The sequence below is a fragment of the Candidatus Rickettsia kedanie genome, from assembly GCF_045865205.1.
Lineage (GTDB): Bacteria > Pseudomonadota > Alphaproteobacteria > Rickettsiales > Rickettsiaceae > Rickettsia > Rickettsia australis.
In genome coordinates, this window is the sequence record NZ_BAABMM010000043.1 from 16,193 (window position 1) to 40,716 (window position 24,524).

Genomic DNA, 24,524 nt, shown 5'->3' on the forward strand with positions numbered 1-24,524 from the left:
GATTTCCCCTATATTATATACATAAAATCGCAAATTTTTGCAAATAAAAACTAAAGTTTTATCTTGATATTGCAGCAGCTTTTGGCTTTGATGGGAGTTGCGGATAATGTTGTTGTTGAGGTTTTACTTGATTTAACTCACCTTTAATCCAGTCATATATTGCTTTCTTAGGGTTTTTAATTATCTCTGCAACATTTTCTACTAGATTTATTATTCCTTTAACTAACGATAATACATCTTTTGCTATTTCACCTATAGAATTATTACCTGCTTGTAGTTTTTCTTGGTCTTTATTGGACAAATTACTACGTATGTTATTCATTCTTGATTTAAGCTCATCTTGTTCTAGCTCTTCTTTTGTAAAATGCAACTTAAGTTTTCTATCAACAATTTTTTGTTCTTCCGGAGTTAAATTTTTGTATTGATCAACAAGCTTATTAACTTTTTCTTGTTCTTCCGGTAGTTTTGAAATATTTTCAGCAATATTTGGCATTTGTTTCTTTTATCAAGTTAAAACATATTAATTTTGCCCATTATATATATTTTTTAAACTTTATACAAGAAAAACTTGTATAGAAATTACCCTTTGAACGTAGCATTAATACCTAGAAAGGCTAAAAAATTTCGTAATTCTTGACGTGCAAGCACGTGTGAGCTATTAAATGCTCTATCATATTTTGCAGTTTTTAGATCAAATAATGTTAGACCTTGTAAAAATAGCTCCCTATATATTACACGTTCACTAAATCCTTCTGCGAGTTTAAAGTTAATTCTTTTAGCAAGTTTAGCTAATACATTCCCTACGCGTCTTTTATTTAATGCATCAAGATTACTTAAACGATTACGAAGTATTACCCAATCTATACTAATTTTATCACGACTAGCACGCTCCATTTTCTGTTCCCAAATCATTTGACTATATATTGATGGGCTAATAATTTCATCCTTGCTATCAATTGTTGCTATTACGTCTAAATCTAGAAAACTATCATTAATCGGTGTAATAATTGTATCGGCGTAAGAATGAGCAACTCTTGATAAAGGAGTATGACTACCTGGGGTATCAATCACTATATAATCGGCATCCGGATTATTTGTGAGTACCTGCTCAAAATGCTTGGCTTGCTCTTCTATCTCTCCTTCAGATATATGAAAATGTTTTGGTACTAATACGGCTTTATCAGGATTTTGTTGATTATATAAATCGCGATTTTTTAAATAGCTTGTTAAAGAACCTTGCCTTGAATCGATATCAATACTTACTACAGAGCAATTTTGATAAAGCAGAGCTATTATCAGATGCATGCAGCAAGTAGTTTTACCTGCCCCGCCTTTTTCATTACCTATAACAAATACATAAGGTTTATTTATTGTGTTCATAATTATATTCAGAATAAACAAAATCTGCTCGGTGTCATACCCTGGCTTGACCACAGTATCCAGAAAACAACTAAAAATACTAATAAAATTCTTAATTATTATTGGATCCCGTGGTCAAGCCACTGTATGACAACAAAAAAACAAGCCATGCAACAACGCCACTAAAAGCAAGAATAACGTTAAATATATTCTTTGATAAACTTTTCAAGTAATCTAACACCATACCCCACTGCCCCTTTCGGACCGAGTGCTGAAGCTTTACTACTATTTGCAACACCTGCTATATCTAAATGAGCCCAATATACTCCCTCTTTAATGAAACGTTTAATGAAATGTGCAGCCGTACAGCTTCCGGCAGCTCCCGGTACGTTCCCTATATTTGCCATATCGGCTATGTCGGAGTTAATCATTGCGTCGTACTCATCATGAAGAGGCATTCTCCAAAGTTTTTCATTAACTTCTTTCCCTACTTTTATTAACTTATCAGCTAACTCATCATTATTGGAAAAACAACCGGCATATGTACTACCGAGTGCTACAGTTATTGCTCCTGTTAGAGTTGCAACGTCAATTACACATTTAGGCTTAAATTTTTCTTGTGCATACCAAACTGCATCGGCAAGTACTAAACGCCCTTCTGCATCGGTATTTAAAACTTCGGCAGTTTGCCCTGACATAGTAGTTACCACATCCCCTGGACGCTGTGCATTACCGGACGGCATATTTTCTACAAGCCCTACAACACCGATTATATTTACAGGTAATTTTTGACCGGCAACCGCAATCATAGCACCCGCGACCGCTGCAGAACCTCCCATATCGTATCTCATTAAATGCATATTACTTGACGGTTTTAATGAAATGCCACCGGTATCAAAAATCACTCCTTTACCAACCAAAGCAATAGTCGGAGCCTCTTTACTGCCGCCTTTATATTCCATCACTACTAATTTTGACTCGTTTTGTGAACCTTGACCAACCCCAAGTAATGCACCCATACCAAGGTTTTTCATCTCACGTTCACCGATAACGTCAACATCTACTCCCAACGGTTCAAGTATATCAACTATTCTTTCAGCATAAACTTGCGGAGTTTTAATATTTGACGGTTCATTACATATATCTCTTGTAAAAAATACTGCCTCAGCAATTAATTTTTTAACTTTAAATAATTTTGCTGTTTCAGTGCTATTATCGGTAAAAATTTCAATTGACTCTACTGCAAACTTCTCTGCTTCTTTTAAGGTAGTTCTATATTTATCAAATCTGTAAGAAGCAAGAAACGCCCCGCTAGCAACTAAAGATGCAAATATGTGAGATGTAAATCTACTAATTTTATTTGTAAGTTTTAAGCCGATAGTAGAAATTTTACAACCGGTTGCATGCTGTAAGATTGTGCCGCCTAACTCTTCGATTTTTGCTTCAGTTAATTTTTCTTCATTCCCAAGGCCTGCTATTATCAAATATTTAACCTTACCTGATTTAATGACAGATGGAATCACCTTGATTTGTCCATATTGACCAGTAAATTGCAGTTTATTCTGAATAGTTTTAGAAATTAATCCATGATGTTGTTGATCAAGTCCTATTAAATTACTATCAAGCTTTAACTGTTCATCAATAAAAACTACTAGACCTTGATTAGTAGATGATTCTTCATTCACAAAGTTTATGTTAAGCATACTTATCCCTTATATTACTTTTGACTTTGGATAATTCTATTTATCTTGATAAAACTTTGCAAGTATTATTAATTGATTTAAAATAAAAATTTTTATTAAATAGCATTTGACAAATGTTAATATTTTTTATATCCTGCTGACGAGTTAGTTAAATTTAAGTAATAAGTATGACAGTACATGACATCACTCCTCATTTAATTAAGCAAAAGTATACAATGATTAAAACATCATGTGAACTAAACCAAGGTATGAATGAGATTTATAGCCTCACGCCTCATCCAGTGCGATATACTTGCCTTAACTATTTACAGTTATTTTCTCTACCTATATCGCTAACATTTTATGTAGCAAAGCTTTGTTTTACGGCTAATCCTGTATGGAAATGGATAGGGGTTAATATTTTGTACAAGAAGATGGATCAAGCAATAGCCACAAAAATATTACACGGCTTACCTGACGAAATAGAAGAAAATCAAAATATACCTAAAATTGTCGAGTATGTATTTAAACAATATGAAGAAAACCCTGAATTAACCCCTCTTATTGAACCTACATTTATACAAAAATTTTTAGCAAAGACCGGTAAATATATTCCTGCTTTTGCTAAAATAGTAAAGTTTTGGAATGAAGGAGGAATTAATTATTCTGATGAAATACAAACAAAACGAGCATTAATTGACTTTATTTATAAACAAATTGTTTCTAAAGCTTATGAAGTAGGTAAAAAAGGAGAAAAGCTTGAAATAACGGATGTGAAAGCACTTTTCCCAGAGATAAATTTTGAAGACAACATCAATTCAGAAAAGCTTGAAATAGAGAAAGTAGAAGTAAGCAATGAAGAGCCTTTCATTTCTGAAGTGCCTATTAGATCTCTTTTTAAACCAGCTTATATAGAGGAATTTAAAGGAGATACGGAACGCAGCATCGCAGCGTATATAGAGGATACAAGTCTAGGCTCGACGTCTAAATTACCTCTAGAAGCGACGTTTGGGAAGATGTCTATTGATCAAAAACACGAGGAAGCTACGATTACTACTAATGCAAATAATGGTATTAACCCATTAGTACACTTACTCATGTTAAAAGCTTTACATGATGGAATTTGTCAAGAGGCACTAAAAACTTATGTTGCACATTGTGTAGCAGAAATTCAGATATCTACAATACTTGAAAACTTCCGATATGAAGATTCTTTAGCAAGATTACAATTATACGGTAATTATAACTATGATAACAATAATACGTATACCTTTGAACAACCAGTATCTTGTTTAGGTCACACCTACGAGCATTTAACAGCAGCGATTGCTTGTTATTAAAAAATCGTTCCTACGAAATAAGAAAAAGCCTATAAAAACTTAGTTTTTTGTAGGCTTTTTTGTCAATAATGCGTAAGGTGATTTTTCTGGGTTCCCACTTCTAGCTAGGAAAGCATTATTGCGTGAACTAATAAATGCCCTCTATGTCATCCCCGCCTTCATGGGGAATGACATAGAATAAAAATTGTCCTGTGTTATAGTTATCCCCTCGTTGATACTAAAGATCGTCATTGCAAAGAGCGAAGCGATGTGGCAAATTTAGAAAATAATAAAAAAATTCTGTAAATCAGAACTTTTCACTATCATCCCATGGTCAAGCCACAGGATGATAGTGGTGAAATTGAGCCATACAACAACAGTTTAGGTCGTTCGCAACGACGACTTTCAGTATACACACAATAAAGCCTTACAAGTATCAAGTATATTTATACATTTTCTCCTTCATCAAGCTTTACGGCTGCTTTACGCATTTTATTCATAAAGTAACCGGTTCCGGCAGGTACTAATCGTCCAACTATCACGTTTTCTTTTAATCCTCGTAACTTATCTATTTTACCAGCAATAGCTGCTTCCGTTAAAACTCTAGTAGTCTCTTGGAATGATGCTGCAGAAATAAACGATCTAGTTTGCAGAGAAGCTTTAGTAATACCTTGTAATATTAATTGTGCTTCAGCAGGTTTTAAACCGTTTTTAATAGCTTTTTCATTTATCTCCTCGAATTCATGTCTATCTATTTTTTCACCTGCTAATAAGGTAGTTCCACCTGAATCCGTGATTTCTACTTTTTGTAACATCTGACGAATAATAACTTCTATGTGCTTATCATCAATCTTTACACCTTGTAGACGATAAACGGCTTGAACCTCTTTAACAATATAATTTGCAAGAACCTCTACACCCATTACTTTTAAAATATCTTGAAGTACTGGATTACCGTCAATCAATAAATCGCCTTTTTTAACAAAGTCACCTTCGTTAACTACAACATGCTTACCTTTAGGTACCATATACTCAATAGCCATTGTTTCATCAATCGGATGTATAATAATACGTCTCTTAGATTTATAGTCTTTACCGAATTCTACTCTACCGTCAACCTCAGCAATAACTGCGTGATCTTTAGGGCGTCTTGCTTCTACAAGCTCGGCAACTCTCGGTAAACCACCGGTAATATCTTTAGTAGTGGTTGATTCTTTCGGTATACGTGCAATAATATCACCTACAGATATTTGTACTCCGTCTTCTACACTTAAAACTGCTCCAACCGGCAAGTAATATCTAGCTTCTAAACCGTTTGATAAGGTTATAACTTCACCTTTAGCATCTAAAAGCTGTATACGCGGACGTAATTCTGCACCGTGTGAATACTGCTTTGATTCAATAATAACTTTACTCGATATTCCAGTAGCTTCGTCAGTTACGTCACGAATAGAAATACCATCAACCATATCTTTGAATAAAACTTTACCTGATTTCTCCGTGATAATCGGTATAGTATAAGGATCCCACTCCGCTAGTTTTTGAGTTTTAATAACCATATCACCGTCATCAACAAGTAATCTAGCACCGTATGGAATTTTATGACGAGCCTTTTCATTATCATTATTATCAAGTAATAATAATTCACAATTTCGGCTCATAACAATTTTGCGTTCTTCGGAATTCATAACAACATTACGACTTATAATTTTTACTTTTGCGCTATAGGAAGCTTCTACGGAAGAAACTTCAGCACCTTTTGTTGCCGCTCCTCCGATATGGAAAGTTCTCATTGTAAGCTGCGTACCTGGTTCACCGATAGATTGAGCAGCAATAACCCCGATTGCCTCACCCTCCGACACCAACGTACCGGTAGCAAGATCCCTACCGTAACATATGCTACATATACCAGTAGTACTTTCACAGGTTAATACGGATTTTATCATAATTCTGTCGAGTCCAGCCGACTCAATCTGCTCTAACTTTGCTTCATTAATAAGCTCGCCTTTATTGAGAATTAGAGCATTAGTTACAGGATGAAATATATTGATAGCAGCAGTACGACCTAAAATCTTTTCAGCTAAAGGTACTATAACTTCTCCCCCTTCAATAACACTCTTAACTTCAATCCCTTTATCAGTTCCACAATCTTTTTCGGTAATAATACAATCTTGTGCAACGTCTACTAATTTTCTTGTTAAGTAACCTGAGCTTGCCGTTTTTAAAGCCGTATCTATTTGCCCTTTACGCATTCCGTTAGCAGAATTAAAACACTCAAATTCAGTTAATCCTTCTTTAAAGTTAGAGATAATAGGAGTTTGTATAATTTGACCGTTTGATTTGGTCATTAAACCTCGCATACCGCCTAATTGCTTAATTTGCTGGAAAGAACCTCTTGCTCCGGAGATAGCCATCATATATATAGCATTTATTTTTTGATGATTCGGATCATCACTAACCGGCGGCGTAGCAATCTCTTTCATCATGTCATTTGCTACTCTATCGGTACACCTTGACCAAGCATCAACTACTTTATTGTATTTCTCTCCATAAGTAATTAAACCGTTTGAATATTGTTGTTCAAATTCTTTTATTTCAAGCTGAGTTTCATTGATATGAGTACTCTTAGATTCCGGTACTACCATATCGTCCATTCCAAAAGAAATACCTGAAGAACAAGCATATTTAAAACCTAGTTTCATTAGCTGATCGGCAAAAATTACTGTAGCTTTTTGACCGCAGTGGCGATAAACTAAATCTATAACTAATGATATATCTTTTTTAGTTAGTTGTTTATTAATAAACTTGAATTCTATATTAGAATTAGAAGGCAATAATTCACCGACCATTAACCTACCGTAAGTAGTATCAATGATAACAGGAACCATTTTACCTTCGGCATTTAGTTGATTTCTACGATATTTTATCTTTGTATGAATAGTTATAAATTTATTATATAAAGCATGTTCCATCTCAGCTAAATCTGAGAACATCATCCCTGTGCCTACTTCATTATCAAATGCAAGGGTTAGATAATATAAACCAAGTACTATATCTTTATCCGGTACAATAATGGGACGTCCGTTTGCAGGGCTTAAGATATTATTTGTAGACATCATAAATACCCTAGCTTCAAGCTGTGCTTCAATCGATAACGGAATATGTACCGCCATCTGATCACCGTCAAAGTCTGCATTAAACGCAGCACAAACAAGCGGATGAAGCTGAATCGCTTTACCTTCGATTAATAGTGGTTCAAATGCTTGAATACCTAATCTATGCAATGTCGGAGCTCTATTAAGTAAAACCGGATGCTCTCTTATGACTTCTTCAAGCACATCCCAAACTTCAGGCTTTTCAGCTTCCACCATTCTTTTTGCGGCTTTAATAGTCGTAGCAATACCGTACAACTCAAGCTTAGAATAAATAAACGGCTTAAATAGTTCCAATGCCATTTTTTTAGGTAAACCGCACTGATGGAGCTTAAGCTCAGGCCCGACCACGATAACCGAACGTCCTGAATAGTCAACCCTTTTACCAAGTAGGTTCTGACGGAAACGACCCTGCTTACCTTTAAGCATGTCACTTAATGACTTAAATGGACGCTTATTAGCATTTTTCGCTGCTCTACCGCGACGACCGTTATCAAATAATGCATCCACCGCTTCTTGTAACATTCTTTTTTCGTTTCTGACTATTATATCAGGAGCTTTTGACTCTATTAATTTCTTTAAACGATTATTTCTATTAATTACTCTTCTATAGAGTTCATTTAAATCTGAAGTAGCAAATCTTCCGCCGTCAAGCATAACAAGCGGTCTAATTTCAGGAGGAATAACCGGTAAAACATCCATAATCATCCATTCCGGCTTGTTTTCCGACTCTAAAAAATCCTCTACTAATTTTAAACGCTTTACTAATTTTTTCTTTTTGACTTCTGAAGAAGTAGTTTGTAATTCCTCGTATAATTCTTGCTTTAACTTTGAAAAATTAAGCTCTTTAAGCATTTGTTGTATTACTTCTGCACCTATAGAGGCAGTAAATGCATCTTCACCGTACTTATCTTTTGCTTTCTGTAATTCTTCCTCTGTTAAAAGTTCGCCTTTTTGTAAAATCGATAACCCTGGATCAACTACTACATAATTTTCAAAATAAAGAATCTTCTCTACATCTCGCATTGTCATATCAAGAAGCGTACTAATTCTTGAAGGTAGTGACTTTAAAAACCAAATATGAGCAATGGGAGCCGCAAGTTCAATATGCCCCATTCTTTCACGTCTTACTCTAGAAACCGTAACTTCAACACCGCATTTCTCACACGTAATTCCACGGTTTTTCATCCGCTTATATTTACCGCAGAGACATTCGTAATCTTTTACCGGACCAAAAATTCTTGCACAAAATAAACCATCTTTCTCAGGTTTAAAAGTTCGATAGTTAATTGTTTCAGGTTTTGTTACTTCACCGAAAGACCACGAACGTACTTGATCAGGACTTGCTATATTAATCCTTATTTGATCAAATTGTTGAGTATTACTTAATTGTCCATAAAAATTTACTACGTTCATAAATACTTGTCCTTAAAAATTACTCGTACTCTAAAATGTCACTCCGTGGCTTGACCACAGGATAACATTAATTTATTTTTCTGGATTGCCACACCCACTTCGTTCGCTCGCAATGACGATTTTCGAGTCATGCAACACAAGACCAATACTATGCAAAACAATATACTTTGAGTAAATAAATAGTAAGTATACGAAGGTCAATTTCAAAAAGAGCAAGGAGTCCGCAAGACGAGGAGCGGAGCGTATACTTAATACGTGAGCACCACAGAATTTGCTAGACGACGTAGCCAATTTTTGAAATTCACCGAGTATACATTTAACTCGAAGTTACTTCAAGCTTTACGTTAAGACATAAAGATCTAAATTCTTTTATCATAACATTAAATGATTCAGGAATGCCTGATTCAAAATTATTTTCACCACGTACTATAGAATCATAAGTTTTGATCCTACCGTTTACGTCATCCGACTTAACCGTTAACATTTCCTGTAACGTATAAGCCGCACCGTAAGCTTGTAATGCCCAGCATTCCATTTCTCCGAAACGCTGTCCACCGAAATGAGACTTACCTCCAAGCGGTTGCTGCGTTACTAAGCTATAAGGTCCTATAGAACGAGAGTGAATTTTATTATCGACTAAGTGATGCAGCTTCAGCAAATATTTCTGTCCAACGGTCACTAGACGGTCAAAATATTCACCGGTTCTACCGTCAATTAATTTTACTTGTCCTGAAGGATCTTGATCGGCAAGTTTTAACATATCTTTAACGTCCTGAACTTTTGCTCCGTCAAATACAGGAGTTGCAAAATGTACGCCTTTACTTACTTTATTACAGAAGGAGATAATCTCTTCTTCCGATCTTTCAAGTATATAATTAATATTCTCTCCGTATAGCTCAAGTAAGAATTTCTTAATTTGCTCAATACCTACATGTTTATTTTTATATTCCTTTACTAAGGTAGATATTTTTTTTGCTAAATTTATTGATGCCCACCCAAGATGCGTTTCTAAAATCTGTCCTATATTCATACGTGACGGAAGACCTAGAGGATTAAGAACGATATCTACCACAGTTCCATCTTCTAAAAATGGCATATCTTCTTCAGGTACGATACGTGAAATAACACCTTTATTTCCGTGCCTTCCTGCCATCTTATCCCCAGGCTGTAATTTATGCTTAGTTGCGACAAATACTTTTACTACTTTTAAAGCTCCCTGAGGTAAATCATCACCGCTTTGCAATTTCTCTACCTTAGTAACAAATCTTTTATCGAGGGCATCTTTTTTCTCATCATAATGAGTCTTTATCTGCTCTATTTCATTCATTACATTTGCATCTTCCACGGTAAGCTGCCAACACTGCCCTTTAGATAAACCTTTTAGCATTTCAGTAGTAATAGTTTGTCCTGCTTTTACTTGCTTAGGACCGTTAATAATCACCTGCCCTACTAAAAGCTTTTCAAGCCCACTAAACACAAAATGCTCAATAATTTCTAATTCATCGTCTCTGTCTTTTGCTAATTTTTCAATTTGTTGTTTTTCAATAGCAATAGCGCGCTGGTCTTTTTCTACACCCCTACGAGAAAATACCCTTACTTCTACTACAGTTCCGCTAACTCCAGAAGGTACATGCAGCGATGAATCTTTTACGTCAAAAGCTTTCTCCCCGAAAATAGCACGTAGTAGCTTCTCTTCAGGAGTAATAGGCGATTCACTTTTCGGTGTTACTTTTCCGACTAAAATATCACCGGCTTTTACTTCTGCACCTACATAAATTATTCCGACTTCATCAAGATGACGCAACGCTTCTTCACTTACATTCGGTATATCACGGGTAATTTCTTCAGGACCAAGGCGTGTATCTCTAGCTATTACTTCAAATTCTTCAATATGAATCGATGTAAATACATCATCTTTGACTATACGTTCAGATATTAAAATTGAATCTTCAAAATTATCACCGTTCCAAGATAAGAAAGCCACAAGCACGTTTCTACCCAAAGCAATCTCACCGTTATCCGTACTAGGACCGTCAGCTATAATATCGTTTTTCTTAACATAATGACCAACCTGCACTAAAGGCTTTTGATTTATACAAGTATTATGATTGGACTTTTGGAATTTTAATAAATTATAAATATCAACAGAAGGAGAACCGTCAATCTTTTGTTCTAGAGTTCTAATCACGATTCTATTTGAATCTACCTGCTCAACAATACCGTCATGTAATGCAAGCACCGACGCGCCAGAATCTTTAGCTACTACCCCTTCAACTCCGGTACCTACAAAAGGTGCATCCGTTTTAATTAAAGGAACAGCTTGTCTTTGCATGTTTGAACCCATCAAAGCACGGTTAGCATCATCGTTTTCTAAGAAAGGTATAAGAGAAGCCGCAACCGATACTACCTGCATAGGAGTCACATCAATAAAATCTACCTCATGTGGTTCTACCATTACAAAATTACCGCCTTCAACACGGCAATTAATAAACTCTCCTTGCAGCTTTCCATCTTTATCAACTTTAGAATTTGCTTGTCCGACTTTGTATTTACCTTCTTCAATAGCAGAAAGATATACCACTTCATCGGTTACACGCCCATCTTTAACTTTTCTATACGGACTCTCTATAAAACCGTGTTTATTTATCCTAGCGTAAGTAGCCATAGAGTTAATTAACCCGATATTCTGACCTTCAGGTGTTTCAATAGGACAAATACGCCCGTAATGAGTCGGATGCACGTCACGCACCTCAAAACCTGCTCGCTCTCGACTAAGACCTCCAGGACCGAGTGCCGACAGCCTTCTTTTATGAGTTATTTCCGATAATGGATTTGTTTGATCCATAAATTGGGATAATTGGGAGGTACTAAAAAATTCTTTTACGACTGAAACTAAAATCTTGGAATTTACTAAATCATGAGGCATTACGGTATCAATATCACCTGCCGACATCCTTTCAATTACAGATTTTTCCATTCGGACTAAACCTATTCTAAATTGATTTTCTATCAATTCACCTACCGATCTAACCCTTCTATTACCTAAATGATCAATATCGTCTATTATACCTTTACCGTCTTTAAGCTCTACTAAAACTCTTACGATATTTTTAATATCATCAATTGTTAAAACCGTAACTTCTTCAGAAATATTTAGCTCTAACCTAGAATTTATTTTTATTCGTCCGACTTCTGAAAGATCATATCTTTCCGCATCAAAAAATAAATTATAAAACAGGCTTTCAGCCGCTTCTATATTAGTAGGTTCACCGGGTCTTAAAACTCTCAAAATATCACATAATGCTGCCTCACGGTCCTGATTCTTATCAGCAAATAAGGTATTTCTTATATATGAACCGGATTGAGGGTTGATTACTAATACGTTAACATTTTTAATTTTAAGATCATTAATAACATTTAGCATATCGCTAGTTATCATTTCACCGATTTTTGCTAATACTTCATCGCTTGCAGGATCTCTTAAATCTTCGGATAGATATTTGCCGATTAAAGTTTCATGAGCTACCAAAATATTATTAAGACCTTCACCAAAATATTTTTGAGCTAAACTCGGGGTAATTTTTTGTCCTGCCTTCAGTAGAACATTTCCAGTATCTGCATCTACTAAATCACTTGTTAAACGATGAGCAGTAATATGCTGAGGTATAAATTTAACCACCCAACCTTTATTTTTAACAAGCTTATAAGTTACTGAATTATAATAAAATTTTATAATTTCTTCAGTACTCATACCTATCGCTCTAAGCAAAGTAGTAGCATAAAGCTTTCTTTTTCTATCAATCCTAAAATAAATAACATCTTTAGCGTCGAATTCTAAATCAAGCCAAGATCCTCTATATGGAATAACACGAGCAGAATATAAAAGCTTGCCGGAAGAGTGGACTTTTCCTTCATCATGATAAAAGAATACGCCAGGTGAGCGATGCATTTGCGATACAACTACTCTTTCTGTACCATTAATGATAAAAGTACCGTTTTTAGTCATTAATGGGATATCACCCATATATACTTCTTGCTCTTTAATCCCTTTAATTTCTCTAGTACCGGTATCCTCATCTATATCCCAAATACTTAACCTTAAAGTCACTTTAAGAGGAGCAGCATAATTTAAACTTCTTTGACTACATTCTTCTACATCATATTTTGGAGTATCGAATTCATATTTTACAAATTCTAAATTAGCAATATTGGAAGAATCTGAAATAGGAAAAATTGAGTTTAATATAGATTGTAAACCTTTATTTTTTCTTTCAGAATATTTAATATTTAACTGTAAAAAGTGTTTTTCATATGAATTTTTTTGAATTTCAATCAAATTCGGTATATCTGCTACTAAATTTATGTGACCGAAATTTTTTCTTATTCTTCTATTATGTGACAAGGGTTGTGCTTCTATATTATCCCTTAATGAAACCATATAATCTCCTGACTGATAAAATTACTGCCCGTATTGAAGGTGATTAGGTCCTATGCATTTTTAATAGAACAATTATAATTATGGCTCTTTTTAGCTGTAAATCATAAGGTCTTTTTGAAATAGTAATAAACTCTCCTTTCAAAAATCTTATTAATTTTTGCTTTAAAATATTTCCTAATTATAATCATTAATCACAAGTGTTCAAAACCTAGGTTCTGTATATAAAATTTAAATTATTTATATTTTAAACGGTAAAATTTTTATTGTAATAGCTCCCTATTTCAATAAAATGCTTATAATTTGCAGTAAAATAAAATATACTGTTTTAAATTTTTTTATACAGCACTTAAATTAAAGAAACCTAGTAAGTTTCCTATTTAGATCTTGTGTAGGCTCTGCGAACATTTCCCACAAGATTCGATTTTGGTTATTTGTTTGTTACAAAAAATTATAAAATTTTTAAAATTAGGTACTATTCCTTCAACAATCTCATTAATTTTTATTAAAAATCAATTATAAATGTTCATAGAACCTAGAAAATTTCAATATATTTAAATTTCTAGACGTATGGTACACGTTAACAAAATTATTTTAATCAATAAGATTTTCAATGTAATAGCTTTAACCTATTTCAAAAAAATCACTTACATTAGTTTTAAAATAATTTTTAAACAAAAAAGCCTTATTCAAATTTAATTACTAAAATAAGGCTTTTTAGAGTTTAAGAAGTTAATTTAAAGCTATAAAATATTTTATCATGTAATGCAAAAAATATTAGGTCCTGTAAAAAATTAATCTATATTTAGTTATTTTTGATTGAAAACCACAAGATTTTTTTTGGAATAAAGATAACTGTGCCAACAAGAAGCTTATTAATTTTTACTTAAAAATATCTAAAAATACGAATCATTTAATTTTTCTTTACAGAACCTAGTGTAGAAATAATTATTTTAATTCAACTTTTGCTCCGGCAGCTTCTAACTTACCTTTGATTTCTTCAGCTTCTGCTTTTTTCACATTGCTTTTCATAGGCTTTGGAGCTTCATCAACTAATTTCTTAGCTTCAATTAAACCAAGACCCGTAATATCTTTTACGACTTTAATTACTTCAACTTTCTTATCACCTGCAGCCATTAAAACTATCTCAAACTCAGTTTTTTCAGCAGCTGCTTCAGCCGCAGGAGCTGCTGCACCGGCAGCTGCTACAGCTACAGGTGCTGCCGCAGATACGCCCCATTTTTCTTCTAGCATTTTCACAAGCTCAGCTGCTTGCATTAATGTTAATGATGATAATTGTTCTTCAATTTTAGCTAAATCTGCCATAATTTTTTCCTTTTTACTTTTTTTATGTTGAGAGATTACTGCATCTAGGTATTTCAAAGTTAATTAAATTCTTTTTTGCTGCAAATTATAAGATTTTTTTTAAATAAGGAACAATTTCCTATAAAAACCTTATTAATTTTCACTATAAAAGCTCTTTAATTATCAATTAAAATCCCTAGTGCAGTAACCCTTTAAGTTAATTTTTACTAGCATGTGCTTGTATTACTCTCGCCATACTCGAAGACAGGGCTTGCAAAACACCTACAACCTTAGTAGCCGGTGCTTGTAATAACCCAACAATTTTACCTCTAAGCTCATTAAGTGCAGGTAGCTTAGAAAGTTCTTTTATTGAATGTTCATCTAATACGTGATTATCGACTATTCCACCAATAATTTTAAGATTATCATTAGCCTTAGCAAAATTAACTACTAATTTTGCCATCTCAACCGGTTTTTTAGAATAAACAATAGCAGTAGGGCCTGTAAATAAATTAGCAATACTATCAAGCCCTGTTTGATTTGCAGCTATTTTTGCTAAAGTATTTTTCACTACTTTAAAACCTGCTTCTTTAGATTTAAGTGATTCTCTAAGTGAATTCAGTTGACTAACGGTTAACCCATGATAATGAGTAACAATTACGGAGAGCGATTCTTTATAAATATTTACAATATCCTCTACTGCTACCGGTTTTTCTGATCTTAACACCTTTTAATTCTCCTTTTATAACACAGTTTGATATATTTAAACTGATACAAATGCTTAAAATAACAAAATTTTTATTATTATTAATTACTACCGTTAAACGTCTATAAAAATTATGCTATACTAGTTAAATCTATTTGTACCGATGCTCCCATAGTAGAAGATAAATACATTGCTTTGAAATAACTTCCTTTTAATCCGGCAGGTTTCGCTTTAATTACTGCCTCAATAAACGCATTTAAATTTTTTAATAAATCTTGGTCTGAAAAAGATAATTTTCCAAGCCCTGCATGAATTATACCTGCTTTCTCTGCTCTATATTCTACCTGACCGCTTTTAGCATTTTTAATAGCATTTTTAATATCCAAAGTTACGGTACCAAGTTTAGGGTTAGGCATTAAACCTTTTGGTCCTAAAATTCTTGCCACTGAACCTATAGCTGCCATCATATCAGGAGTAGCTATACATACATCGAAATTAATGTTCCCTGATTTAATTTCATCAATAATATTTGTTGAACCTACTAAATCTGCCCCGGCACTTTTAGCTTCTTCTTCTCTTTCTTCTTTACAAATAACAGCAACTCTTATGGTTTTACCTGTACCGGCAGGTAAATTAACTACACCACGTACCATTTGATCGGAATGCCTAGGATCAATTCCAAGCTTCATAACTATTTCTAAGGTTGGATCAAATTTAACATATGATGCTGATTTTAATTGCTCAACTGCATTTGTTAAATTATATAAAGTGTCTGATTTTACTTTTTCTCTAGCTTCTCTGATTTTTTTACCGCCACTAATTTTTACGGCAACATCTTTCTTATTTAACATAATAATTAATTCCCTACCACTTCAAGTCCCATAGATTCAGCACTACCACAAATCATTTTTGTTGCTGCTTCAATATCTTGTGTATTTAAATCAGGCATTTTTAACTTTGCAATTTCACGACAATCATCCATGGTAACTTTACCTACTATGGCTTCTTTCTTAGTAGCACTAGCACCTTTAGTAATTTTAGCATATTTCTTTAAAAAATAAGAGGCAGGAGGAGTTTTTATTTTAAAAGAAAAACTCCTATCTTCATAAACAGTAATTAAAGTCGGCAAAGGTACTCCTTTTTCCGTATCTTTTGTACCATTATTAAATTCATCACAAAATGTTTTAATATTAACTTTTCTTTGCCCAAGAGCCGGTCCTATAGGAGGAGCAGGAGTAGCTCCTCCGGCCGGAATTATCAAGTTAATATAACCTTTTATTGCTTTTTGAGACATTTATAAATATCCTTATTTTTCTCTTAAATTAATAGTGTATAAATTTGTCATGCCTGCGAAAGCAGGAATCTAAAATAAAATATATCTTAAAAACAAGTGTTTTATAAGTTGTGCTGGATTCCTGCTTTCACAGGAATGACATCAGTGATCTTTATTAGACCAATAGCAACAACATACAACACAATATACTGATTAGTACAAAAATCTAATTACTTTTAATCATTTTTCTTTACTTGGTTAAAATTTAATTCTATTGGAGTGGCTTTACCAAATATTGATACTGAAACTTTTAACCTATTTTTTTCTTGATCTATTTCTTCTACCGTACCGGTGAAAGTTTCAAAAGGACCGTCTGTAACAGCCACTCTTTCACCAACTTCATATAATTTAGAATTCTTTGCTTCTTTAGCTTCTGCTTCCAGATTGTTAAAAATATTCTGTATTTCGCTTTCCGTAAGAGCTTTTGGTGTGGTTTTACTTCCTAAAAAGCCGGTTACCCCAGATATATTTTTTACTAAATGCCAAGATTTATCAGTCATATTCATCTTTATCAAGATATAACTCGGCATTAGTTTTTTTTCTACCTTGACATTTTTACCGCGTTTAACTTCAGAAACTCCAAAAACAGGTATTAATACATCTTCAAAAAAATCTGTCATTTTCTGTTTAGCGATTTTTCTCATCATTTCTTCTTTAATACGTTTCTCTGCTCCTGATGCCGTATGTACTACATACCACTGCTTTACATTTTTTTCAGAAGAAGGCAATATATTATCTATACTCTGTTCTGTCACAATTTATTCCTTATACTATTTGTTTGCCGATATTAAGCAAAAGCTGCATTATGTTATGTATACTATAATCAAGTACCAAACAAATTAGGCTAAAAATAAAAACTGCTGCTACTACTACTAATGTTGAAGCAACAAGCTCTTTTCTAGTTGGCCAAACTACCTTATAAGTTTCTTGTTTAACTTGTTCACAAAACTTATAAATTTTATATTCTTTAAACATATTTTTATTAGGTAATTTATTAGACTTCTTACAACATTCTACTTCTAGAGACAATGATCCAACACTGGAATTCTCACATACTAGCATGTACGCTGCGATTCTAGGTGAAGTATCTCTTGCAAATGTTTCTCTATAAGCAAATTTTGTAAAAATTCTATATTTTATAGCAAAAAAGCTCTAAACCTATAATGGCAGGAGCGACAGGCATCGAACCCGCAACCTCCGGTTTTGGAGACCGGCGCTCTACCAATTGAGCTACACTCCTATCATATTTTTAATAAAAAATCAATGAATTTATTAAAAATATTTGTTATTATTAAAAAACTACTATAATAATCAGTATTTCTAATTTATAAGCTGTCACAGTAAAACAACATTTACCTTTGCAAGATATGACATTAATTATATCTAATTAGACCCATCAATTATTTTTTAGCTTTAATAATATCAGCTACCTGACTCGGCACTTGATCATAATGAGAGAATATCATACTAAACTGAGCTCTACCTTGAGATAAAGACCTAAGCGTATTAACATAACCAAACATTTCTGCTAAAGGAACATTCGCAGTAACTACTTGAGCGTTTCCTCTTGGATCCATGTTTTGAATTTGTCCTCTACGACTATTTAAGTCACCTATAATATCACCTATATATTCATCAGGAGTGATAACTTCAACTTTCATAAGCGGCTCAAGTAATTTAGGATTACCTTTCGGCATCCCCTCTCTAAACGCTGCTTTTGCTGCAATTTCAAACGCAAGTACACTAGAATCTACATCATGAAACGCACCGTCAACTAAAGTCGCTTTAAAGTCAATCATAGGATAACCGGCAATAACACCGGTTTCTCTAATATTATTTAAACCTTTTTCAACACCCGGTATATATTCTTTAGGCACGGCACCACCAACGATTTTACTTTCAAAGACAAAAGTTGTATTTTTATATTCATCTTTTAGATCTTTTAGAGGCTCAAAAATAATTTTTACACGAGCAAATTGTCCTGCACCGCCGGATTGTTTCTTATGGGTATAATCGATTTCGCAAGCTTTTGTTATAGTTTCACGATATGCTACTTGAGGAGCTCCAATATTTGCTTCAACCTTAAACTCTCTTCTCATACGATCAATGATAATTTCTAAATGGAGTTCTCCCATTCCTTTTATCACTGTTTGTCCTGTTTCATGATCCGTTGAAACTCTAAATGATGGATCTTCAGCTGCTAAACGAGAAAGTGCGAGACCCATTTTTTCTTGATCGGCTGTTGATTTAGGTTCTACCGCAAGCTCAATAACCGGCTCCGGAAATTCCATTCTTTCTAAGATTACTTGCTTATCCACATCAGACAACGTATCACCGGTAGTAGTATCTTTAAGACCTGCTAAAGCTACTATATCACCTGCTGATGCTTCTTTTACGTCTTCACGATTATTAGCATGCATTAATAGCATTCTACCGATTTTTTCTCTTTTATTCTTTATGGTATTAATAACAGTGGTTCCTGAAGCAATTTTACCTGAATATATTCTAATAAAAGTTAATGAACCGACAAACGGGTCATTCATAATTTTAAATGCTAAAGCTGCAAAAGGCCCAGTTACCGAAATAGGAAAATCTTTTTCTTCACCGGTATTTACTTCTATACCTTTTACTATACCTATATCAATAGGCGAAGGTAGGAAATCTACTACAGCATCAAGTAAAGGCTGTACTCCTTTATTTTTAAAAGCACTACCGCATAAAACCGGATAAAATGCTGCTGAAATAGTACCTTTTCTGATTAGTCTTTTAATCTCTTCTGCTGTTACTTCTTCACCTGATAAATATTTTTCCATAATTGCGTCATCTAACTCAACAACCATATCAAGTAATTTAGCACGATATTCTTCAGCCTTGTCTTTCATATCTGCAGGTATATCTTCTTCACAATACTCAGCACCAAGTGATTCATCTTGCCAAATCACTGCTTTCATTTTAACAAGATCAATTATACCTTTAAAATCTCCTTCAATCCCTACAGGCAACTGAATAACAAGCGGTTTTGCTCCTAAACGATCTTTGATTATTTCAACGCATCTATAAAAATCTACGCCCATTCTGTCCATTTTATTGACAAAACACATCCTAGGAACATTATATTTATCTGCTTGCCTCCAAACCGTTTCAGACTGAGGTTCAACACCTGCCACACCGTCAAATACTGCAACCGCACCGTCAAGAACACGAAGCGAACGCTCTACTTCGATAGTAAAATCAACGTGTCCGGGAGTATCGATAATATTAATTATCTTATCTTGCCATCTACAAGTAGTAGCAGCTGAGGTAATGGTTATACCGCGTTCTTGCTCCTGCTCCATCCAGTCCATGGTAGCAGCGCCCTCATGAACTTCACCTATTTTATGTGATTTACCTGTATAATATAAAATACGCTCGGTAGTTGTGGTTTTACCGGCATCAATGTGAGCACATATTCCTATATTACGAATATGCTCAAGTTTATTTATTTTACTCATTATATACCCTACATTATTTCATTTTTTTAGGGCTAAAATGAGAGAAAGCTTTATTAGCTTCAGCCATTTTATGAGTATCTTCTTTCTTCTTAATGGCGATGCCTCTATTATTAGAAGCTTCAAACAGCTCTTCGGCCAGTTTATCAATCATCATTTTTTCAGAACGTTTTGACGCAGCATTAATAATCCAACGGCTAGCAAGAGCGTACCCTCTTCTTTCATCAACATGCGTCGGAACTTGATAATTAGCGCCTCCAACCCTAACCGAAGTTACCTCTAAATGTGGCTTCACGTTATGCATAGCATTATTAAAGGTTTGATACGGATCGACTCTATGCTTCTTTTCAATTTTATTAAAGGCTGAATAAACAATTTTCTCTGCAAGGGCTTTCTTCCCTTCTTTCATAACATTATTGATAAATCTTGACAGTAAAATACTGTTATATTTCATATCAGGTAAAATTACTCGCTTTTCAGCGGCGTGACGACGTGACATTTTATTTTTTCTCTCTAACTTAATAATTTATTTTTTTGTAACTGCAATTTGTTTACGAGGAGCACCATAACGTGAACGACCTTGCTTACGCCCTTTAACTCCAGCAATATCATATGCACCGAGTACGATATGATATTTCACCCCCGGAAGATCAGGAACCTGACCGCCTCTTACTAATACCCTATCATGCTCCTTTACACTATGCTTTTCACCGGGAATATATGCATTTACTGTTCTTGTATTACTTAAACGCACCGTTGCAATCTTACGAAGTGCAGAGTTAGGCTTTTTAGGGGTAACGGTTTTTACAACTAGGCAAACACCGCTTTTAAAAGGATTAGATTCTAAGGCAGGAGATTTGGTCTTACGAGTTTTTGACCTTCTCCCAAAACGTACTAATTGATTATATGTCGGCATTAAAAAATACTCCAAAAAACTTATATATACGATAATTAAAGGGTGTAAAATACTTCCACCCTTTATTTTAAATCATTTCTAAATACAAATTATAAGAATTTGTAAATTACACTAAATTTAAATTATAATGACTTTTGCTATAAAAGCAAGTATGTTTTAATTAACAATCATTTTTTTCTCAATTATTTTTGCTATAAAGCTGATTAACATCACTAAAATATAATAACAGCAAGCAGCAATAGACATTGGAAAAAAATAATTATATGTTTCAATTGATACAATTTGTGCTCTACGCATTAAATCCATTTCTCCAAGCATAGAAATAATGGCTGATTCTTTAATCAAATTTACAAGCTCATTTACTAATGACGGCAAGATATTTTTAACTGCTTGCGGCAGAATTATATCTTTCATTATTAAAAACTTTGGAATAGCAAGAGCTTCAGCCGCTTCAAATTGCCCTTTATCAACTGCATTAATACCCGCCCTGATTACTTCGGAAACATATGCTCCCGAATTAAGGGAAAAAGAAACAGCTCCCGCCATAAACACACTAAATTTAACGCCTATGATATAAGGTGAAGCAAAATAAATAATACTTAATTGAATTAATAAAGGAGTACCTCTGAAAATAGAAGTATAGAAATTTGCACAAAGCCTTAAAGCACGATTCTTATTTACCTTACAAATAGCGAGCAGCATCCCTATCACTAAACCGAATATAACGGCAATAATGCTATATTTTAAAGTTACTAGAGTCCCCTCTACAATAAAAAGGATTTTTGGATAAAATTTTATTAAATACTCAAACATAAATTATTATAGATTTATTCCCATACGCATCAGCCTTATCGTCATTGCGAGGAGCGAAGCAACATGGAAATCTAGGAAAAAACAAAAAATGCTATAAATTAGTATTTTTTAACTGGATTGCTTCGTCGAATTACTACGTAATTCTTCTTGGCAATGACGACTGGGAGTCTACGCAACAATACCTCCTCACAATAACGATTTGGTATCTACGCAACAACGACGCCAATTTTTGAAATTCACCGAGTATATACATTAATACACTCTTTTTGCTGGTGGAATTGCACTTATCTCATCGGTTAAAGTGGTTAGCGTTACAGGTTTATAATCAAGAACTACTTTACCTGCTTCATCGATAGAGCTAAGAGTATGTTTCATCCAATCTCCATCATTACGATCAGGATAATCTTCCCTAGCATGAGCTCCTCTGCTTTCTTTCCTTGCAGCTGCCGAATATACCGTAACCAAAGCTTGATCAAGTAGATTATCTAGCTCTAAGGCTTCTACTAAATCACTATTCCAAATTAAAGATTTATCGTTAATTTTTATATCTTTATAGCTGCTTCTTATCTCACTAATCATTCCTGCTCCTGCGTCTAGTACCTCTTGAGTTCTAAATACCGAAGCGTGGCTTTGCATAGTTCTTTGCATTTGAAGCCTTAAATCTGCAGTTAAAATATTACCGTTATTATAACGCATTTTATCAAATCTATTTATAATTTTTTCAAGGCTTTCTTCTTTTAACGGCTTATGGGGACTTGCTGGTTTGATAAGTTCAGCTGCTTTTAATGCAGAGCTTCTACCAAATACCACTAAATCAAGCAAAGAATTTGAACCAAGCCTGTTAGCACCGTGTACCGATACACAAGCTGCTTCACCGATTGCCATAAGTCCTTTTACTACGCTATTGTGATTTTTACCGTCTTTGATTATGACTTGACCGTGGTAATTAGTCGGTATCCCGCCCATATTATAATGAACTGTAGGAAGTACCGGTATCGGCTCTTTAGTGACATCAACACCAGCAAAAATTTTAGCCGTCTCAGAAATACCTGGCAAACGGCTATGTAAAATCTCAGGCGATAAATGATTTAAATGCAGGAATACATGATCTTTATGCTCGCCGACTCCTCGCCCTTCACGAATCTCGATAGTCATCGCTCTTGACACCACGTCTCTTGAAGCTAAATCCTTTGCAGCAGGAGCGTAACGCTCCATAAAACGCTCTCCGTTTGCATTAACGAGATATCCCCCTTCACCTCTAGCTCCCTCGGTAATAAGACAGCCCACCGAATATATGCCTGTCGGATGGAACTGTACAAACTCCATATCTTGCAGCGGCAAACCTGCTCTAATCGCCATACCGCCCCCGTCGCCCGTACAAGTATGAGCAGACGTTGCTGAAAAATAAGCACGCCCGTATCCTCCCGTTGCAAGCACTACATTATGAGCTTTAAAACAATGCAGTCTCCCATCATCTAAATTCCAAGCAACTACGCCTCTACATTTGCCGTCTTCCATCAATAGGTCAATAGCAAAATACTCAACAAAAAACTGCACTTTATGCTTTAGTGACTGCTGATATAACGTATGAAGTATGGCATGCCCTGTACGATCTGCCGCAGCACATGTACGCTGAGCCGCTTTTCCTTTACCGTACTCTGTTGTCATACCGCCAAAAGGACGCTGATAAATTTTTCCCTCTTTAGTTCTTGAAAAAGGTACTCCGTAATGCTCAAGCTCTAAAATCGCATCGGGAGCATTCTTGCACATATACTCGATGACATCCTGATCACCTAACCAGTCTGAACCTTTCACTGTATCATACATATGCCAACGCCAATCATCTTCGCCCATATTCCCAAGAGCTGCACTGATTCCGCCCTGAGCAGCCACAGTATGACTACGAGTCGGGAATAGCTTAGTTATACAGGCGGTGTTTAGCCCTTCTTTAGCCATACCAAATGCAGAACGAAGACCAGCTCCGCCTGCACCTACAACTACTACGTCAAATTTATGATGTATGATATTATACGCTTTGGTCATTAAATTAATTTTTTACTATATATTTCAGTTATATCCATATTTTTATGCAACACTCTAAGTATACTAATTTCATTTTCAATCAAGCAATAAAGTATTATATGGCTATTAAAAATTATTGATTTTATATTTTTAAAAATTTCCAGACGATTTATCCCTATATTTGGAAAATTACAAATTTCTATACATTTATTATGTATTTGAGTTAAATATTTTCTGGCTATCTCTTGCTCCCATACTTCTTCACTATAATACTTTATTTGCAGCAAATCATTTTCAGCAATTTTAGTTAATTTGTAAGACATTATCTTACTCATCATCCATCAAATCTAAAATTGATTGCTCACTAAATATATTATTCTCTGCTTGATATATTCCTACACCTACAGCTTGACACAGCAAGTCTAATTTAATACTTTGTGCTTTTGCAAATTTATCTAACAATCTTAAAGCTTCCGCTACTACCTCACTCGCATTACTATACATTCCTGAATTAACTTTTGCGATTACTAATTCTTCTAGATTATTGAGTTAAGTTTATATCCATAATAAATTACCTT

Annotated in this window: 19 protein-coding genes and 1 tRNA gene; 1 reads left to right on the forward strand and 19 read right to left on the reverse strand. The window is 34.3% G+C overall.

Features of this window, described 5'->3' with window-relative positions:
* Positions 1-58: 58 nt before the first annotated feature.
* From ACKTSD_RS07185 to ACKTSD_RS07195, 3 genes are all read right to left on the reverse strand, one after another.
* Entirely contained in the window at positions 59-493 is a 435-nt protein-coding gene (locus ACKTSD_RS07185; protein ID WP_412708636.1) for a DUF3106 domain-containing protein, read from the reverse strand.
* An 86-nt stretch (positions 494-579) separates the two neighbouring features.
* The gene (locus ACKTSD_RS07190) at positions 580-1,380 is read right to left on the reverse strand and encodes a division plane positioning ATPase MipZ (RefSeq protein ID WP_412708637.1); all 801 of its coding nucleotides are present in this window, start codon (positions 1,378-1,380) and stop codon (positions 580-582) included.
* A gap of 179 nt (positions 1,381-1,559) precedes the next feature.
* A complete protein-coding gene (locus ACKTSD_RS07195) occupies positions 1,560-3,062 on the reverse strand; it encodes a leucyl aminopeptidase (RefSeq protein ID WP_412708638.1) in 1,503 nt (500 codons plus the stop codon).
* A gap of 167 nt (positions 3,063-3,229) precedes the next feature.
* On the opposite strand from ACKTSD_RS07195, the gene ACKTSD_RS07200 reads away from it, so the two are divergent.
* Positions 3,230-4,381 carry a palindromic element RPE1 domain-containing protein gene (locus ACKTSD_RS07200; protein ID WP_412708639.1) on the forward strand — a complete coding sequence of 384 codons (1,152 nt, stop codon included), beginning with the start codon at positions 3,230-3,232 and terminating at the stop codon, positions 4,379-4,381.
* A 425-nt stretch (positions 4,382-4,806) separates the two neighbouring features.
* Here the strand turns inward: ACKTSD_RS07200 and rpoC are convergent, their stop codons facing one another.
* The 16 genes from rpoC to ACKTSD_RS07290 form a co-directional block, all read right to left on the reverse strand.
* Positions 4,807-8,928 (reverse strand): DNA-directed RNA polymerase subunit beta', encoded by a 4,122-nt coding sequence (gene rpoC / locus ACKTSD_RS07205; RefSeq protein WP_412708640.1) that lies wholly within the window; start codon positions 8,926-8,928, stop codon positions 4,807-4,809.
* A 316-nt stretch (positions 8,929-9,244) separates the two neighbouring features.
* Positions 9,245-13,366: a DNA-directed RNA polymerase subunit beta gene (gene rpoB / locus ACKTSD_RS07215; protein ID WP_412708641.1), complete on the reverse strand. Its 4,122-nt coding sequence runs from the start codon at positions 13,364-13,366 to the stop codon at positions 9,245-9,247.
* A gap of 945 nt (positions 13,367-14,311) precedes the next feature.
* Positions 14,312-14,689, reverse strand: coding sequence for a 50S ribosomal protein L7/L12 (rplL, locus tag ACKTSD_RS07220; protein WP_011271456.1), 378 nt, complete (start codon positions 14,687-14,689; stop codon positions 14,312-14,314).
* A 196-nt stretch (positions 14,690-14,885) separates the two neighbouring features.
* The gene (gene rplJ, locus ACKTSD_RS07225; RefSeq protein ID WP_412708642.1) at positions 14,886-15,395 is read right to left on the reverse strand and encodes a 50S ribosomal protein L10; all 510 of its coding nucleotides are present in this window, start codon (positions 15,393-15,395) and stop codon (positions 14,886-14,888) included.
* Between the two features lie 110 nt (positions 15,396-15,505).
* Positions 15,506-16,225, reverse strand: a complete 720-nt coding sequence (rplA, locus tag ACKTSD_RS07230) for a 50S ribosomal protein L1 (RefSeq protein ID WP_412708643.1) — start codon at positions 16,223-16,225, stop codon at positions 15,506-15,508.
* A gap of 5 nt (positions 16,226-16,230) precedes the next feature.
* On the reverse strand, positions 16,231-16,668 hold the full coding sequence (rplK, locus tag ACKTSD_RS07235; protein ID WP_412708644.1) for a 50S ribosomal protein L11: 438 nt from the start codon (positions 16,666-16,668) through the stop codon (positions 16,231-16,233).
* A gap of 215 nt (positions 16,669-16,883) precedes the next feature.
* The gene (gene nusG, locus ACKTSD_RS07240) at positions 16,884-17,462 is read right to left on the reverse strand and encodes a transcription termination/antitermination protein NusG (RefSeq protein ID WP_412708645.1); all 579 of its coding nucleotides are present in this window, start codon (positions 17,460-17,462) and stop codon (positions 16,884-16,886) included.
* A gap of 10 nt (positions 17,463-17,472) precedes the next feature.
* Positions 17,473-17,682, reverse strand: coding sequence for a preprotein translocase subunit SecE (gene secE / locus ACKTSD_RS07245; protein WP_412708663.1), 210 nt, complete (start codon positions 17,680-17,682; stop codon positions 17,473-17,475).
* A 189-nt stretch (positions 17,683-17,871) separates the two neighbouring features.
* Positions 17,872-17,947: transfer RNA gene (locus ACKTSD_RS07255), tRNA-Trp, on the reverse strand.
* A 160-nt stretch (positions 17,948-18,107) separates the two neighbouring features.
* The gene (gene fusA, locus ACKTSD_RS07260; protein ID WP_412708646.1) at positions 18,108-20,198 is read right to left on the reverse strand and encodes an elongation factor G; all 2,091 of its coding nucleotides are present in this window, start codon (positions 20,196-20,198) and stop codon (positions 18,108-18,110) included.
* Positions 20,199-20,211: 13 nt separating this feature from the next.
* Positions 20,212-20,694, reverse strand: coding sequence for a 30S ribosomal protein S7 (rpsG, locus tag ACKTSD_RS07265; RefSeq protein WP_412708647.1), 483 nt, complete (start codon positions 20,692-20,694; stop codon positions 20,212-20,214).
* 27 nt (positions 20,695-20,721) lie between these two features.
* Complete coding sequence (gene rpsL / locus ACKTSD_RS07270) at positions 20,722-21,111, reverse strand: 30S ribosomal protein S12 (protein WP_412708648.1); 390 nt, start codon at positions 21,109-21,111, stop codon at positions 20,722-20,724.
* 156 nt (positions 21,112-21,267) lie between these two features.
* On the reverse strand, positions 21,268-21,924 hold the full coding sequence (locus tag ACKTSD_RS07275; protein ID WP_412708649.1) for an amino acid ABC transporter permease: 657 nt from the start codon (positions 21,922-21,924) through the stop codon (positions 21,268-21,270).
* A 252-nt stretch (positions 21,925-22,176) separates the two neighbouring features.
* On the reverse strand, positions 22,177-23,967 hold the full coding sequence (gene sdhA / locus ACKTSD_RS07280; RefSeq protein ID WP_412708650.1) for a succinate dehydrogenase flavoprotein subunit: 1,791 nt from the start codon (positions 23,965-23,967) through the stop codon (positions 22,177-22,179).
* A complete protein-coding gene (locus ACKTSD_RS07285; RefSeq protein ID WP_412708651.1) occupies positions 23,967-24,284 on the reverse strand; it encodes a type II toxin-antitoxin system RelE/ParE family toxin in 318 nt (105 codons plus the stop codon). The genes sdhA and ACKTSD_RS07285 overlap by 1 nt, the downstream gene beginning before the upstream one ends.
* Positions 24,274-24,450 carry a type II toxin-antitoxin system ParD family antitoxin gene (locus ACKTSD_RS07290; protein WP_412708652.1) on the reverse strand — a complete coding sequence of 59 codons (177 nt, stop codon included), beginning with the start codon at positions 24,448-24,450 and terminating at the stop codon, positions 24,274-24,276. Before ACKTSD_RS07290 ends, ACKTSD_RS07285 begins: the two co-directional genes overlap by 11 nt.
* Between the last annotated feature and the right edge of the window lie 74 nt (positions 24,451-24,524).

Coding starts and splice junctions, on each gene's coding strand:
- ACKTSD_RS07275 (WP_412708649.1), bottom strand. CDS start 21,924: ATGTTTGAGTATTTAATAAAATTTTATCCAAAAATCCTTTTTATTGTA.
- ACKTSD_RS07185 (WP_412708636.1), bottom strand. CDS start 493: ATGCCAAATATTGCTGAAAATATTTCAAAACTACCGGAAGAACAAGAA.
- sdhA (WP_412708650.1), bottom strand. CDS start 23,967: ATGACCAAAGCGTATAATATCATACATCATAAATTTGACGTAGTAGTT.
- rplL (WP_011271456.1), bottom strand. CDS start 14,689: ATGGCAGATTTAGCTAAAATTGAAGAACAATTATCATCATTAACATTA.
- fusA (WP_412708646.1), bottom strand. CDS start 20,198: ATGAGTAAAATAAATAAACTTGAGCATATTCGTAATATAGGAATATGT.
- secE (WP_412708663.1), bottom strand. CDS start 17,682: ATGTTTAAAGAATATAAAATTTATAAGTTTTGTGAACAAGTTAAACAA.
- ACKTSD_RS07290 (WP_412708652.1), bottom strand. CDS start 24,450: ATGTATAGTAATGCGAGTGAGGTAGTAGCGGAAGCTTTAAGATTGTTA.
- rplA (WP_412708643.1), bottom strand. CDS start 16,225: ATGTTAAATAAGAAAGATGTTGCCGTAAAAATTAGTGGCGGTAAAAAA.
- rpsG (WP_412708647.1), bottom strand. CDS start 20,694: ATGTCACGTCGTCACGCCGCTGAAAAGCGAGTAATTTTACCTGATATG.
- rpsL (WP_412708648.1), bottom strand. CDS start 21,111: ATGCCGACATATAATCAATTAGTACGTTTTGGGAGAAGGTCAAAAACT.
- ACKTSD_RS07200 (WP_412708639.1), top strand. CDS start 3,230: ATGACAGTACATGACATCACTCCTCATTTAATTAAGCAAAAGTATACA.
- rplK (WP_412708644.1), bottom strand. CDS start 16,668: ATGTCTCAAAAAGCAATAAAAGGTTATATTAACTTGATAATTCCGGCC.
- ACKTSD_RS07190 (WP_412708637.1), bottom strand. CDS start 1,380: ATGAACACAATAAATAAACCTTATGTATTTGTTATAGGTAATGAAAAA.
- rpoC (WP_412708640.1), bottom strand. CDS start 8,928: ATGAACGTAGTAAATTTTTATGGACAATTAAGTAATACTCAACAATTT.
- rpoB (WP_412708641.1), bottom strand. CDS start 13,366: ATGGTTTCATTAAGGGATAATATAGAAGCACAACCCTTGTCACATAAT.
- ACKTSD_RS07195 (WP_412708638.1), bottom strand. CDS start 3,062: ATGCTTAACATAAACTTTGTGAATGAAGAATCATCTACTAATCAAGGT.
- ACKTSD_RS07285 (WP_412708651.1), bottom strand. CDS start 24,284: ATGATGAGTAAGATAATGTCTTACAAATTAACTAAAATTGCTGAAAAT.